The sequence below is a fragment of the Myxococcaceae bacterium JPH2 genome, assembly GCA_016458225.1.
Classification (GTDB): domain Bacteria; phylum Myxococcota; class Myxococcia; order Myxococcales; family Myxococcaceae; genus Citreicoccus.
In genome coordinates this window covers 120,680-134,603 of the sequence record JAEMGR010000010.1, presented here as the reverse complement: position 1 = coordinate 134,603, position 13,924 = coordinate 120,680, and the positions used below count along the sequence as shown (strand labels likewise).

The window sequence follows — 13,924 nt, the reverse complement described above, 5'->3', positions numbered from 1 at the left end:
AGTAAGGTCAGGCCGCGGCGGAGTTCATCATCTTGCGCGCGCGCTCCAGGCAGTCGCCATAGAAGCGCAGGTAGATGTCCAGCGCGCGGGCGCCGGTCTTCCCGATGGTGTCCGCGTGCGCGGGCACCTGACCCAGCAGCCGGGTCAGCATGTTCTCGTTGAGCGCCGTGTGGCCCACATCCAGCTCCACGTGCTCCTCGATGAAGGACAGCGACTTCATGATGTCCTTGCCGAGCACGCGCTTGCACTGCTCGATGAGCTTCGGCGCGAACTGCACGGAGAGGTTCTCGATCTCGTACTCGATGGCGACCTGACCGCCCGGCATGGCGCTGGCGATGGTCTCCTCGTGAATCTCCCGGTACTCCTGCATGGCCCTGCTGGGGGGCTGGTTCAGGAGCTGCTCCGCGTCGAGCTTCGGCGAGCGGCGCGTGTTCCAGCTGGCCACGAGGTTCTTCGTGTCCTGCACCATCATCAGGTGGTGACCTGCCTCGTGCTTGGCGTGGGTGATGAGCTGCCTGCCAATCTCATCGAGGCCCACGCGCAGACATGACTCGCCGGCGCGGCGGATCCAACCATCCACGGGCTCGGTCATGTACACGCCGAGGGAGCACAGCTGGATGAGGAACGCCTCGAGCAGCATGGGGTCCACGTTCGGATCCAGCAGGGTGCGAACGGCGGGGCCCGACTGGAGGGCCTCGCGCACAGTGGCCACATGCGGCATGTACTGCTCGGCGACGAGGTTCTTGTTCATGGGGTTCATCCTTGGCGGGGGGAGTGGGCGCCACGGCGCCCGATCGTCAGTTCGCTGATGTGCTCGAGGAAGTCCGGGACGAGCTTGGACGAAATGATCCACAGGTAGGGATCCGGCCCGTCGTGCAGCCCGGCCTCTTGGACGTAGCTGCCGCCCTCGTCCTCGCGCAGGAAGAGGAAGGACTCCCGGTTGCGCGCCGCGTACCACCGACGCGCCTCGTCCATGAGCGCCGCGTAGGTCCGCTGGCCGTCCTCGACGAGGGAGAACATCCGGGTGTTATCGAGCAGGCGGAACAGGTTGGTTCCGAGCTGCCCCAACTCAACCACCGCCGCGGCCTGCGGCACACCTGCGCGACGGGCGACCAGGACGGCGCGCTCGCGCTCCATGCCGAAGCTTTTCCACTTCTGCGTCACCGGCGTCAGGTCCAGCCGGTCTCGCGTGAAGTCGAGCGACTCCACGTAGCACTCGGGGAAGGTGCGGGCCACGGTGTCCGCCAGCAGCGACAACTCCCTGGGCGTCGCGGGGCCAATCTCCAGCTCTCGGAAGTCGCGGCCGCTCAGCTCGTGGCTGTAGGCCTTCATCTTCTGGATCTTCCGCGTGTAAGCGAGCCCCGAGCCCTGCTCCATCTGGCGTTGCGCGTAGCGAACGTGCGCCTTGGCGATCCACGGGTTGAGCGCCTCCACGTAGGCGACCACCCAGTGGAAGTCCGGATCGCTCTGCGGGTGCTCGAACGTGCGCAGGTAGATGTCGCGCATGATCTGCCCCGGCTCCTGGACGCCGGTGGGCGGCTTGCCGGGGCGCTTGGCCACCTGATGCCCCAGCCACGCATGGCGGTAGGGCTTGGTGAACGACAGGGTCGCCTCGATGCCGCGCTCGGACGGCCAGACCGCCTGACAGAAGAGCTGGGGAACGTCGGCGGCCCGGCGCGCGAGCGACTCGAAGTTCATCTTCAGCTCCTGGAACGCCTCCGGGGAGCTGCCGCCCAGGTTGAAGAAGCCCGAGCGCGTGAAGAGATCCCACAGGCCATCCACCAGGTCCTCGCTGGTGCGGGTGGCCGGCGACATCGTCTGCGACACGAAGCGCACCCACCGCGCCTCATCGACCGAGTACGGCTGGATGCTGATGCCGCACAGCACGGTGCCATCCGCACGGGGGCGGGTGACGTAGCGAAGCTCGCCGCGCAGGCTGAGCGTCTGGCCGTTGCCGGTGTCCAACTCGATGAGCGGCGGAAGCAGCCCCGGGAACATCAGGTCATCCGGAGCGCACCGCACGCACAGCCCGGAGAAGGAAAGGTCAAGGACCTCCCGCTCCAACTGTCCCAGCTCGCGCCACAAAGGATGGTGGAAGCGGACGCGCACGCCCTCGGGGGCCGGGACTCGCCGATGCCAGCGGTGGCGGATGCGGAAGAGATTCTCGGGCAGCGGCGTGAAGAACCGCGCGCCCTCGCCGTGGCCCTCTTCGAGCCGCATGCGGTACGCGGAGTTGTAGCCGATGACGTCGATGTCGTAGGCGGGCGCGCCCCACTCGGGCTCCGCCTCGTCGGTGCGCCACTCCAGGCTCGACGTGGACGGGTTGTAGCGCTCCAGCTCCATCCGCACCGTGCGGCCCATGCGGCGCAGCACGCCCTTGTTTCCGGCGGCGCAGATGGCCACGAGGATGGACCGGATCCGGTCCGCGTCCGCGATGGTGTCCTGGACAGGCAGCGCGGACGCCGCGGGCTCCGCCACGCCCCGGCGCAGTGCATCCGCCAGCAGTGCGACGATCTCCCGGCCCTGATCCAAGGAGACGCCCACCAACTGGAGTCCCACCGGCGCGTGCGCGACCTCGGCATCCGTCCGGATGAACGCGCCGTGAAGGGGCCCGAGCGTCACGCCGTTGCCGGACAGGTACACCGGCAGGGGACGGCTCTCACTGGTGTCCACCTGCGCCTGTCGGGGCGACACCCACACAATGGTGGGGCTCAGCCGGGTGATCTCCCCGAGCACGTTCTCAGGAGTACCGAGCGAGCAGGTGAGCGCATTCACGCCCGTCCCGTGCAGCGAGTACCCGGAGTCGTCGAGGGCGGCCTCGGCCGGCGGAAGTGGGATGACGTTTCGCAGCGCGTCACCACTGCCGAACTCGACCCCGCGGCGCGCCGATACTCCCGGAGTGCCTCCTTCCATGGTCTGGAACCCTCTTCTCCGGGCGACGACGCCATTCATGGACGGCGATGTTGCGAGCACAACAGTCCCTCCCTGCTCCGGCGCTCCTGCGGTCGGCAACTTGACTCTGCGTCGCATCATATGGACTGACGAGAAACAGTCAAATCGAATTTGTGCATCCTGGCTGTTTTTGCGGAGCTGGGTGGTTTCTGAATCAGGGTTCCATGTGACTAAGTGATTGCCCGTATTCCGTGATTCTTGAGCGCCTCGCGGAGCGACTCCACCCCCAAGTCTTGGCGTCACCGGAATGTCACAAAGCCCGTTTCCCTCGGGGGCAGGGGCCGGGGAGAGGGTGGACGGGTGTCGGAGAAGCCCGGTACAGTTCTGATCCGCAGCCAAGCGGAGAGGTGCCCCGATGAGCGCAGCCCTGAGTGCCGTGGGAGCCAAGGCCCTTCAGAAAGAACCGCAAGGACGTTCACAGGCGCTGGAGCCTGTGGACGTGCCGGACGTACTCCAGGTGGATGTGGCGGTGGCGGCGCACAACGCGCTGGAGTTGCTCGGTGCCACGCGCCGGCTGCGCGGGGTGGAGGTGAAGCTGTCGCTGCCGGATGAGCCGGTGATCGCGCGCGTCAGCCGGCGTCGTCTGGAGCAGGTGCTGCTGCTGCTCCTCGCCCACGCGGCGGACACCTTGGGAGGCGAGTCACCGGGGGTGCGCCTCACCGTGGAGCCGCCCGATGACTTTGGAGACGTGGGGCCGCGCTTCCACGTCGTCACGCCCGGCGCGAGCCTGTCTGATCGCGAGATCCAATCCATCCTCCTAGCGCCGTTGCTGGTCAGCTCGCCGCACCGGCGGTTGGCGCGGGCGCGGGAGCTGCTTGAGTCGGTGGGCGGCACGCTGAGCGTGGCGCGGGAGCTGCCGTCGGGGACGCGAGTCACCGTGGAGCTGCCCGCTCCGGGGCTCGCGAGCTGGTAGGGCAGGGCGGAGGGGGCCGAGCCCGGCTCCCTCGGGCGGTGCGAGGTGCGCGGCCTCTCTCGGGAGGCCCCCTCGCGCGGCGGTCTCGGACGATGATGCCCAGCGAACTTGCGGGCGTGCTGATCGCGCCGAGCCGCTGGATTCGATAAGTCCGGCACTCCGAGCAGAAGGCCAAACTCCTTGACGGCGGGGGGGCGGGTTCCCGACTATCCGCCGCCTCTTCTTCTTACACGGCCACACCCCCAGGAGTTCCGTCCATGGCGCCTCCCTCTGGCGAGAAGATCTCCCTGCAGAACGGCAAGCTGACCGTCCCAGACCACCCGATCATCCCCTACATCGAGGGCGATGGAACCGGTCGCGACATCTGGCGCGCGTCCCAGGCCGTCTTCGATGCCGCCGTCGAGAAGGCGTACAAGGGCAAGAAGAAGATCGCCTGGTACGAGGTCCTCGCTGGCGAGAAGTCCTTCAAGCAGGTCAACAACTGGCTGCCCGACGAGACCGTCGAGGCCTTCCGCACCTATCTGGTCGGCATCAAGGGCCCGCTGACGACGCCGGTGGGCGGTGGCATCCGCTCGCTGAACGTGGCGCTGCGCCAGATGCTCGACCTGTACGTCTGCCTGCGTCCGGTCCGCTACTTCAAGGGCGTGCCCAGCCCCGTGAAGCAGCCGGAGAAGGTGGACATGGTGATCTTCCGTGAGAATACGGAGGACATCTACACGGGCATCGAGTTCGAGGCCGGCACGGCCGCCGCGGACAAGTTCCTGGCCCTGCTCAAGCAGGAGTTCCCCAAGGAGTTCGGCAAGATCCGCTTCCCGAAGGACGTGGGCCTGGGCGTCAAGCCCGTGTCGCACGAGGGAACGGACCGGCTGGTTCGCGCGGCGATCCAGTACGCCGTGGACCACAAGCGCAAGAGCGTCACGCTGGTCCACAAGGGCAACATCATGAAGTTCACCGAGGGCGCCTTCCGCAAGTGGGGCTACGAGCTGGCCGCCCGGGAGTTCGGTGACAAGGTCTACACGTGGGATCAGTGGGAGGCCACCAAGGCCGCCAAGGGTGAGGACGCCGCCAACGCCGAGCAGAAGGCGGCGCTCGCGTCCGGGAAGATCCTCATCAAGGACTCCATCGCGGACATCACGCTGCAGCAGGTGCTCACGCGTCCGGACGAGTTCGACGTCATCGCCACGCTGAACCTCAACGGCGACTACCTCTCGGACGCGCTGGCCGCGCAGGTCGGCGGCATCGGCATCGCGCCGGGCGGCAACATCAACTACGTCACGGGCCACGCGGTCTTCGAGGCGACGCATGGCACCGCGCCGAAGTACGCGGACCTGGACAAGGTGAACCCGGGCTCGGTCATCCTGTCCGGCGAGATGATGCTCCGTCACCTTGGCTGGCACGAGGCCGCGGACCTCATCATCCAGGGCATGGACAAGGCCATCGCGGCCCGCACGGTCACCTACGACTTCGCCCGCCTCATGAAGCTCGAGAGCCAGGGCACGGTGACCGAGGTGAAGTGCTCCGAGTTCGGTCAGGCCATCATCAAGCACATGTAGTCCCCCATCCGGGGAGACGGGAGAGCGCGAACCCATGGCTCACAATCGCAAGAAGAAGATCGGTCTCATCGGCGGCGGCCAGATCGGCGGCAACCTGGCGCTGCTGGCGGTTCAGAAGCAGCTCGGCGACGTGGTGCTCTACGACATCCCGGTGGCCGAGGGACTCGTCAAGGGCAAGGCGCTGGACATCAACCAGCTGTCCGCGGTGGATGGCTATGACTGCCGAGTGACTGGCTCCACGGACTGGAAGGACGTGGCCGGCTCGGACGTCATCATCATCACCGCCGGCGTGCCGCGGAAGCCGGGCATGTCCCGCGAGGACCTGCTCGACATCAACCTGAAGATCATGAAGGACGTGGCGGCGAACATTAAGCAGCACGCCCCCAACGCCTTCGTCATCAACGTGGCCAACCCGCTGGACGCGATGGTGTTCGCGCTCCAGAAGATCGCCGAGCTGCCCAAGAACATGGTGGTGGGCATGGCGGGCGTGCTGGACACCAGCCGCTTCAAGTGCTTCGTGGCCGAGGCGCTCGGCTGCTCCATCCGCGACGTGGAGGCCCTGGTGCTCGGCGGCCACGGCGACGACATGGTCCCGCTCGTGCGCCACAGCACCGTGGGCGGCGTGCCGCTCACCGAGCTGCTGCCCAAGGAGAAGCTGGACGCCATCATCAAGCGCACCCGTGAGGGCGGCGCGGAGCTGGTGGGTCTCTACAAGACGGGCAGCGCGTACTTCGGCCCGGCTTCCTCCTCCATCGCGATGGCGGAGAGCTTCCTCTTCGACCGCAAGCGCGTGCTGCCGAGCGCGGCGCTGCTCGAGGGCCAGTACGGCATCAACGGCTACTTCTTCGGCGTCCCCGTGCAGATCGGCGCGGGCGGCGTGGAGAAGATCATCACCGTGTCGCTCAACGACGCGGAGAAGGCCGAGATGGAGAAGTCATTCCAGTCCGTGAAGAAGACGGTGGACTCGGTCAAGCTGTAGTCGAAGTCGCGGGCGCGGTCCGTCGGGAAGTTCCCGGCGGGCCGTGGCCTGATGCCGCGGATGACGCGGGCTTATCGCCCGGCGCATCGACGATGCGGCGAGGTTCCCTCAGTTTAACTAGCCTGTAGAACTCGCACTGGACGTCCAGGCGCGGGCCGCCGCCGGAAGCGGGGTCCGCCGGATGTATGCCCGGCGTCTGGCAGTCAAGGAGACGATGATGGCAGCAGCAGCGCGGTTCACAGTGGTGGGCGGCGGTCTCGCCGGGCTGATGACGACAATCAAGCTGGCGGAGGCGGGCCACCAGGTGGACGTGCTCTCGCTGGTGCCCGTCAAGCGCTCCCACTCGGTCTGTGCCCAGGGTGGCATCAACGGCGCGGTGAACACGAAGGGCGAGGGTGATCACCCGGACATCCACGTGAAGGACACGCTGCGCGGCGGCGACTTCCTCGCGGAGCAGACGTCCGTGAAGGGCATGTGCTACGCGGCCCCGGGCATCATCTACCTGCTCGACCGCATGGGCGTGACGTTCAACCGCACGCCGGAAGGTCTGCTCGACTTCCGCCGGTTCGGCGGCACGCTGCACAACCGCACGGCGTTCGCGGGTGCCACCACCGGCCAGCAGCTCTTGTACGCGTTGGACGAGCAGGTCCGCCGCTATGAGGCCGAGGGCAAGGTCACCAAGTACGAGTACTGGGAGTGGCTCGGCACGGTGAAGGATGACACGGGCCGGGTCATTGGCAGCGTGGCCATGGACCTGCGCACCATGGAGATCCGCACGTTCCCCGCCGAGGCCGTGTGCCTCGCGACGGGTGGCCCGGGCATCGTCTTCGGGCGCTCCACCAACTCCATCATCAACACCGGCACCGCGGCGGGTCGCGCCTTCATGGAGGGCGCCATCTACGCCAACGGCGAGTTCATCCAGGTCCACCCGACCTCCATCCCGGGCGAGGACAAGCTCCGCCTGATGAGCGAGTCGGTGCGCGGCGAGGGTGGCCGCGTCTGGGTGCCGCGCAAGAAGGGCGACGTGCGCAGCCCCCGGGACATCCCCGAGAGCGAGCGCTGGTACTTCCTCGAGGAGAAGTACCCCAAGTACAAGAACCTGGTTCCGCGCGATGTCGCCACGCGCGAGATCTTCATGGTCTGCCGCGATCTGGGCATGGGCATCGGTGGGCGCGACGGCGTCTACCTGGACGTCACGCACATCCCGGCCAAGACGCTCGACGCCAAGATCAAGGGCGTCATGGAGATCTACGAGAAGTTCGTGGGCGATGATCCGCGCCACACGCCCATGGTCATCTTCCCGGGCATGCACTACTCGATGGGCGGCCTGTACGTGACCTTCGAGTCCGACGCGAAGACGAACATGCCGGTGGACGGCAGCCCCAAGAACCAGTCCACCAACATCCCGGGCCTGTATGCCGCTGGAGAGGCGGACTACGCGTTCCACGGTGGCAACCGGCTGGGCGCCAACTCGCTGTTGTCGTGCATCTACTCGGGCATGATCGGCGGTCCGGCCATGGCGAACTTCGCCAAGAGCCAGACGACCAGCGCGGCGGCGATGCCGGAGAAGTTCTTCCAGAATGCCAAGTCGTACTGGGCGGATCGCTTCGCCACCATCAAGAAGATGGCCGGCCCGGAGAACCCGTACCAGCTGGCGCGCGAGCTGGGCGAGGTGATGACGGAGAACTGCACCGTCGTCCGCTACAACGACCGCCTGAAGAAGACGGTGGAGAAGGTCCGCGAGCTGAAGGAGCGCTGGAGCCGCGTGAACGTGCTGGACACGGGCGAGGTGGCCAACCGGGCCCTGTCGTACACGAACCAGGTCTGGAACATGCTGGAGCTGGGCGAGGTCATCGCCACGAGCGCGCTCTTGCGCGACGAGAGCCGCGGCGCGCACTACAAGCCGGAGTTCTCGCTGCCCGAGCCCAAGAGCAAGGACCCGACGCAGGATCCCGAGTGGATGGCCCTGTGGCGCAAGCGCCACGAGAAGTGGGCGAAGACCACCATGGCGCGCTACGCCTCGGAGGGGCCGCAGATCTCCTACGAGCCCATCCCCACGCCCGTGCTGGATCCCGAGCCGCGCTGGTACGCGTAGTCGGGGCATCGCATCCTCGGGCCCCGGCGACACGCGGGGCCCGCCACATGACTTTTGAAGTGAAGGGAAGGGCTCAGCATCATGGACACCGCACAGGCCAGCGCCGTCAGCAACCAGTCCATCACCTTTCGCATCTGGCGGCAGGATGACCCGGCGAAGCCCGGGCACTTTGACGAGTTCAAGGTCCCCTATCGCAAGGGCGCCAACGTCATCTCCTGCCTGATGGAGATCCAGCGCAACCCCGTCACCTCGGATGGCAAGAAGGTGGCCCCGGTGGTGTGGGACGCCGCGTGCCTCGAAGAGGTCTGCGGCAGCTGCGCGATGAACATCAACGGGCGGGTGCGCATGGCGTGCTCGGCGCTCATCGACAAGCTCGAGCAGCCCATCACCCTGACGCCGATGACGAAGTTCCCCGTCGTGCGCGACCTCGCGGTGGATCGCGACCGCATGTTCGAGGCGCTCAAGCGGGTCAAGGGCTGGGTGCCGGTGGACGGCACGTACAACCTGGGGCCCGGTCCGCGGCAGTCCCAGAAGGACCAGTCCGTGATGTACGTGCTGTCCACGTGCATCACCTGCGGCAGCTGCCTGGAGGCGTGCCCGCAAGTCACCCAGGACAACGAGTTCGTGGGCGCGGCGGCCATCAGCCAGGCTCGCCTGTTCAACATGAACCCCACGGGCAAGCTCAACTCCGAGGAGCGCGTGCGCGCGCTCATGGGGCCGGGCGGCATCCAGGACTGCGGCAAGGCGCAGAACTGCGTGAAGGTCTGCCCGAAGGAGATCCCGCTGACCACGTCGATCGCGGTGATGAACCGCGAGGTGACCAAGCTGGCCATCAAGGACATCTTCTTCAAGGAAGACGAGCAGAAGGGCAGCAGCGGGCCGGCGTAGGTCCGCCTCGCGGCTTGGTGCTCACGGCCCCGTGCTGGCGCTCTCTTGGGAGCCGCCAGACGGGGCCGCCGTCGTTGGTGAAGGCCCGTTCGTGAGGTGGACGGGCTTGTAGGGCGGCTCATTCCGCCCGACATTCGCGGTTATGTCGTGTCGGGGGCCCTCGACTTCGACCGCCGCCGGAGGGCAAACAGTCTTGCCATCCGTCGTTTTCTGCGCAATGAGGGCCCCGCGCTGACGCCCCGCCGGGGCTGTCTCCCTCGTCTCACCCGGAGCCTCGATGAAGATCCACGAGTACCAGGGCAAGGAACTCTTCCGGAAGTATGGCGTCCCGACGCCGCGCGGCATCCTCGCGCTCTCTCCCAATGAGGCGGAGACCGCCGCCAAGGAGCTGGGCACGTCGGTTGTCGTCGTGAAGTCCCAGATCCACGCGGGCGGCCGCGGCAAGGGCGGCGGCGTGAAGCTCGCCAAGAGCCCCGCCGAGGCGAAGGACCTCGCCAAGGCGATGCTGGGCATGAAGCTCAAGACCATCCAGACCGGGCCCGAGGGCCAGACGGTTCACAAGGTCTACATCGAGGAAGGTCTCGCCATCGGCCAGGAGCTGTACCTGGGCGTGACGCTCGACCGCGCCTCCAGCCGCGTCACCTTCATGGCTTCGCGCGAGGGCGGCGTGGAGATCGAGGAAGTGGCCGAGAAGCACCCCGAGAAGATCCTCCGCGAGACGGTGGATCCGGCGGTGGGCTTCCAGGACTTCCAGGGCCGCAAGCTGGCCTTCGGCCTGGGCCTGTCTGGCTCCACGGTCAACAAGTTCGTCCAGTTCTGCTCAGCGCTCTACCGGATGTACATGGAGACGGACGCGGCGCTCGTGGAGATCAACCCGCTGGTCATCACCAAGGATGGCGGCGTGGTGGCGCTCGACGCGAAGGTGACCTTCGACGAGAACGCGCTCTACCGGCACAAGGAGCTGCTGGAGTACCGCGACCTGGCCGAGGAGGAGCCGCGTGAGACGCAGGCCAAGGAGTTCGACCTGGCCTACATCGCGCTCGACGGCAACATCGGCTGCATGGTGAACGGCGCCGGTCTGGCCATGGCCACCATGGACACCATCAAGCTGGTGGGTGGCAACCCGGCCAACTTCCTGGACGTGGGCGGTGGCGCGAGCCGCGAGAAGGTCACGGCGGCGTTCAAGCTCATCCTGGCGGACTCGGCCGTGAAGGCGGTCCTCGTCAACATCTTCGGCGGCATCATGAAGTGCGACGTCATCGCCGAGGGCATCATCGCGGCCGCCAAGGAAGTGCAGCTCAAGATTCCGCTCGTGGTGCGGCTCGAGGGCACGAACGTGGAGAAGGGCAAGGAGCTGCTGCGCAACTCCGGGCTCGCCATCACCCCTGCGGACAACCTGCGCCAGGCGGCGGAGAAGGCCGTGGCGGCGATCAAGTAGTCGCGCGCACCGTCTTCGAACTCTTTTCCTGAAGGAACGCCATGAGCATCCTCGTCAACGAGAACACGAAGGTCCTCTGCCAGGGCATCACCGGCTCGGCGGGCTCGTTCCACGCCAAGCAGATGTTGGACTACGGGACGAAGCTGGTGGCCGGCGTGACGCCGGGCAAGGGCGGTACCGACTTCGAGGGCAAGGTCCCCGTGTTCAACACGGTGGCGGACGCCGTGAAGCAGACGGGGGTCAACACCTCCGTCATCTTCGTGCCGCCCCCCTTCGCCGCGGACTCCATCATGGAGGCCGCCGACGCCGGCATCTCCCTCATCATCACCATCACCGAGGGCATCCCGGTCAACGACATGGTGCGCGCCAAGCGCTACCTGCAGGGCAAGCCGGTGCGCCTCATCGGGCCGAACTGCCCGGGCGTCATCACCCCCGGCGCCAAGTGCAAGATCGGCATCATGCCGGGCCACATCCACAAGCCGGGCCGCATCGGCGTGGTGTCCCGCTCGGGCACGCTGACGTACGAGGCCGTGCACCAGCTCACGCAGCTGGGCCTGGGCCAGTCCACCGCGGTGGGCATCGGCGGTGACCCGGTCAACGGCACGGACTTCGTGGACGTGCTGCGCCTGTTCAACGCGGATCCGGAGACGGACGCGGTCATCATGATCGGCGAGATCGGCGGCAGCGCCGAGGAGGCTGGCGCGGAGTACATCGCGCGCGAGTTCACCAAGCCGATCGCCGGGTTCATCGCCGGCCAGTCCGCGCCCCCGGGCAAGCGCATGGGCCACGCGGGCGCCATCATCTCCGGCGGCAAGGGCACCGCGTCGGAGAAGATCAAGGCGATGGAGGCCGCGGGCGTGCTGATGGCCGCGAGCCCCGCCGAGCTGGGCACCACGCTCCAGGAGGCGCTGAAGCGCGGCGCCCCCAAGAAGAACCGCTAACCGCTACTCACGCGAACACACAAGGACTCACCGACATGGCCATCGAGCGTACGCTGTCCATCATCAAGCCGGACGGTCTGGAGAAGGGCGTCATCGGCAAGATCATCACCCGCTTCGAGGGCAAGGGCCTCAAGCCGGTGGCGATCCGCCTGCAGCAGCTGTCCCAGAAGGAGGCCGAGGGCTTCTACGCGGTCCACAAGGCCCGCCCCTTCTTCAAGGACCTGGTGCAGTTCATGATCTCCGGCCCGGTGGTCCTGATGGTGCTGGAGGGCGAGAACGCCGTCCTGGCCAACCGCGACATCATGGGTGCCACCAACCCGGCCAACGCGGCCGAGGGCACCATCCGCAAGGACTTCGCGACCAGCATCGACAAGAACACGGTGCACGGCTCGGACAGCCTGGAGAACGCGAAGAACGAGATCGCGTACTTCTTCCGCGAGACCGAGATCCAGAGCTACACGTACACGAAGTAGTCCCGTCCGGCGCTCCGCCGCCGACGACTCCGGCCCGGTTCCCACGTCACGCGTGGGGCCGGGCCGCTGTCGTTGTGGCAACCACTCCCCTCGGTGCGTTGACCGGGCAGGGGAGGGGACGGGGGCGCTTTGACTTGCCGGGCCCAGGTATGGGAAGGGACTGCCGCGTACCCTCCGTTACAGTCGACTGAACGATGTCCGAGCCCTCTGCCACTGCCCTCCCTGTCACCGAGCCGCTGGCCGCGCCCGCGCCGGCGAAGCTCGTCGATGTGGCCAGCCTCTCGCTCGACGGGCTGACGCGCTTTCTCACCGAGCGACTGGGCGAGCGCGCGTTTCGCGCGGCCCAGCTCTACCGATGGCTGCACCAGCGCGGCGCCACGTCCTTCGACGAGATGACCGACCTGTCCAAGGTGCTGCGCGAGAAGCTGCGCGCCCAGGCGGAGATCGTCCCGCTGGTGAAGGACCTGGAGCAGCGCAGCATCGACGGCACCATCAAGTACCGCTTCAAGACGCGGGACGGGCGCTTCATCGAGTCCGTCTACATGCCCTCCGAGGACCGTAAGACGCTCTGCGTGTCCACCCAGGTGGGCTGCGCCATGGCGTGCACCTTCTGCATGACGGGCACGCTGGGGCTCAAGCGCAACCTCACGCCCGGCGAGATTGTCGCGCAGGTGCACGCGGTCAATCGCGAGGTGCGCCGCAACGAGAGCCTGGAGACGCTCCGCCCGCTCACCAACCTGGTGTTCATGGGCATGGGCGAGCCCCTGCACAACTTCGAGAACCTGAAGACGGCGCTCTCCATCCTCCAGTCCGAGGACGGGCCCAACTTCAGCCACCGGCACATCACCGTCTCCACCGTGGGCCTGGTGCCCATGATTGAACGCTTTGGCCAGGAGACCGACGTCAAGCTGGCCATCTCGCTCAATGCGAGCACGGACGAGCAGCGCAGCCAGACCATGCCGGTCAACCGGAAGTGGAACATCGCGGCCCTGCTGGACGCCTGCCGCAAGTTCCCATTGCGCCAGGGCCGGCGCATCACCTTCGAGTACGTGCTGCTCAAGGGCTTCAACGACACGGACGAGGATGCGTACCGGTTGATGGAGCTGCTCCGGGACATCCCGGTGAAGGTGAATCTCATCCCGTACAACGAGAACCCGGGCCTGGGCTTCCAGACCACCGGCGAGCAGCGCGCCGAGGAGTTCCGGGCCATCCTCGCCGAGGGGCATGTCGCTGCCTATATTCGGCGGAATCGGGGTCGGGACATCGCAGGGGCGTGCGGTCAGCTCGCCAATCGGGGAGAAGCCGCGCCCCAAGTGACATAAGCACCCGAGCTTCCTTGACAATCCGCTAGGAGGGGCGCTAAGAGCGCCCCCCTCTTAGTCTGACGTAACCTGTTCGTTGGAGTTCTCCATGGCCGTCGTCCTCCGTCTTGCCCGCGCGGGCGCCAAGAAGATGCCGTACTACCACGTGGTCGCCACCGACTCCCGGAACCCCCGGGATGGCAAGTTCATCGAGGCGGTCGGTGCGTACGACCCGAACATCTCGCCGCCGAAGGTGGAGTTCAACGAGGAGCGGCTGAACTACTGGCTGAAGACGGGCGCGACCCCCTCCGAGACCGTTTCGGACCTGATCAAGGTCGCCAAGAAGGCCAAGCCCGCGACCACCGCCTGAGCGCGCACCCGTCTGGACAAG

The 13,924-nt window shown here is 66.9% G+C and carries 12 protein-coding genes; 10 read left to right on the top strand and 2 right to left on the bottom strand.

Annotated features, from left to right (window positions below):
- Positions 1-7: 7 nt before the first annotated feature.
- On the bottom strand, positions 8-760 hold the full coding sequence (locus tag JGU66_17925) for a hypothetical protein (protein ID MBJ6762647.1): 753 nt from the start codon (positions 758-760) through the stop codon (positions 8-10).
- A complete protein-coding gene (locus JGU66_17920) occupies positions 757-2,913 on the bottom strand; it encodes a hypothetical protein (protein MBJ6762646.1) in 2,157 nt (718 codons plus the stop codon). The genes JGU66_17925 and JGU66_17920 overlap by 4 nt, the downstream gene beginning before the upstream one ends.
- A 394-nt stretch (positions 2,914-3,307) precedes the next feature.
- Here JGU66_17920 and JGU66_17915 point away from each other — a divergent pair, with 394 nt between their 5' ends.
- The 10 genes from JGU66_17915 (at position 3,308) to JGU66_17870 (ending at position 13,903) form a co-directional block, all read left to right on the top strand.
- On the top strand, positions 3,308-3,865 hold the full coding sequence (locus JGU66_17915) for a sensor histidine kinase (GenBank protein MBJ6762645.1): 558 nt from the start codon (positions 3,308-3,310) through the stop codon (positions 3,863-3,865).
- Between the two features lie 257 nt (positions 3,866-4,122).
- The gene (gene icd / locus JGU66_17910) at positions 4,123-5,418 is read left to right on the top strand and encodes an NADP-dependent isocitrate dehydrogenase (protein MBJ6762644.1); all 1,296 of its coding nucleotides are present in this window, start codon (positions 4,123-4,125) and stop codon (positions 5,416-5,418) included.
- A 34-nt stretch (positions 5,419-5,452) separates the two neighbouring features.
- On the top strand, positions 5,453-6,397 hold the full coding sequence (mdh, locus tag JGU66_17905; protein MBJ6762643.1) for a malate dehydrogenase: 945 nt from the start codon (positions 5,453-5,455) through the stop codon (positions 6,395-6,397).
- A gap of 217 nt (positions 6,398-6,614) precedes the next feature.
- The gene (gene sdhA / locus JGU66_17900; GenBank protein MBJ6762642.1) at positions 6,615-8,492 is read left to right on the top strand and encodes a succinate dehydrogenase flavoprotein subunit; all 1,878 of its coding nucleotides are present in this window, start codon (positions 6,615-6,617) and stop codon (positions 8,490-8,492) included.
- 81 nt (positions 8,493-8,573) lie between these two features.
- Positions 8,574-9,380: a succinate dehydrogenase iron-sulfur subunit gene (gene sdhB, locus JGU66_17895; protein MBJ6762641.1), complete on the top strand. Its 807-nt coding sequence runs from the start codon at positions 8,574-8,576 to the stop codon at positions 9,378-9,380.
- A 277-nt stretch (positions 9,381-9,657) separates the two neighbouring features.
- A complete protein-coding gene (gene sucC, locus JGU66_17890; protein ID MBJ6762640.1) occupies positions 9,658-10,818 on the top strand; it encodes an ADP-forming succinate--CoA ligase subunit beta in 1,161 nt (386 codons plus the stop codon).
- Between the two features lie 41 nt (positions 10,819-10,859).
- Positions 10,860-11,759 carry a succinate--CoA ligase subunit alpha gene (gene sucD / locus JGU66_17885; GenBank protein MBJ6762639.1) on the top strand — a complete coding sequence of 300 codons (900 nt, stop codon included), beginning with the start codon at positions 10,860-10,862 and terminating at the stop codon, positions 11,757-11,759.
- Positions 11,760-11,794: 35 nt separating this feature from the next.
- On the top strand, positions 11,795-12,232 hold the full coding sequence (gene ndk / locus JGU66_17880) for a nucleoside-diphosphate kinase (protein MBJ6762638.1): 438 nt from the start codon (positions 11,795-11,797) through the stop codon (positions 12,230-12,232).
- A gap of 194 nt (positions 12,233-12,426) precedes the next feature.
- Positions 12,427-13,554 (top strand): 23S rRNA (adenine(2503)-C(2))-methyltransferase RlmN, encoded by a 1,128-nt coding sequence (gene rlmN / locus JGU66_17875; GenBank protein ID MBJ6762637.1) that lies wholly within the window; start codon positions 12,427-12,429, stop codon positions 13,552-13,554.
- Between the two features lie 88 nt (positions 13,555-13,642).
- Complete coding sequence (locus tag JGU66_17870) at positions 13,643-13,903, top strand: 30S ribosomal protein S16 (protein ID MBJ6762636.1); 261 nt, start codon at positions 13,643-13,645, stop codon at positions 13,901-13,903.
- The last annotated feature ends 21 nt before the right edge of the window (positions 13,904-13,924 follow it).

Coding starts and splice junctions, on each gene's coding strand:
- JGU66_17925 (MBJ6762647.1), bottom strand. CDS start 760: ATGAACCCCATGAACAAGAACCTCGTCGCCGAGCAGTACATGCCGCAT.
- JGU66_17920 (MBJ6762646.1), bottom strand. CDS start 2,913: ATGGAAGGAGGCACTCCGGGAGTATCGGCGCGCCGCGGGGTCGAGTTC.
- JGU66_17915 (MBJ6762645.1), top strand. CDS start 3,308: ATGAGCGCAGCCCTGAGTGCCGTGGGAGCCAAGGCCCTTCAGAAAGAA.
- icd (MBJ6762644.1), top strand. CDS start 4,123: ATGGCGCCTCCCTCTGGCGAGAAGATCTCCCTGCAGAACGGCAAGCTG.
- mdh (MBJ6762643.1), top strand. CDS start 5,453: ATGGCTCACAATCGCAAGAAGAAGATCGGTCTCATCGGCGGCGGCCAG.
- sdhA (MBJ6762642.1), top strand. CDS start 6,615: ATGGCAGCAGCAGCGCGGTTCACAGTGGTGGGCGGCGGTCTCGCCGGG.
- sdhB (MBJ6762641.1), top strand. CDS start 8,574: ATGGACACCGCACAGGCCAGCGCCGTCAGCAACCAGTCCATCACCTTT.
- sucC (MBJ6762640.1), top strand. CDS start 9,658: ATGAAGATCCACGAGTACCAGGGCAAGGAACTCTTCCGGAAGTATGGC.
- sucD (MBJ6762639.1), top strand. CDS start 10,860: ATGAGCATCCTCGTCAACGAGAACACGAAGGTCCTCTGCCAGGGCATC.
- ndk (MBJ6762638.1), top strand. CDS start 11,795: ATGGCCATCGAGCGTACGCTGTCCATCATCAAGCCGGACGGTCTGGAG.
- rlmN (MBJ6762637.1), top strand. CDS start 12,427: ATGTCCGAGCCCTCTGCCACTGCCCTCCCTGTCACCGAGCCGCTGGCC.
- JGU66_17870 (MBJ6762636.1), top strand. CDS start 13,643: ATGGCCGTCGTCCTCCGTCTTGCCCGCGCGGGCGCCAAGAAGATGCCG.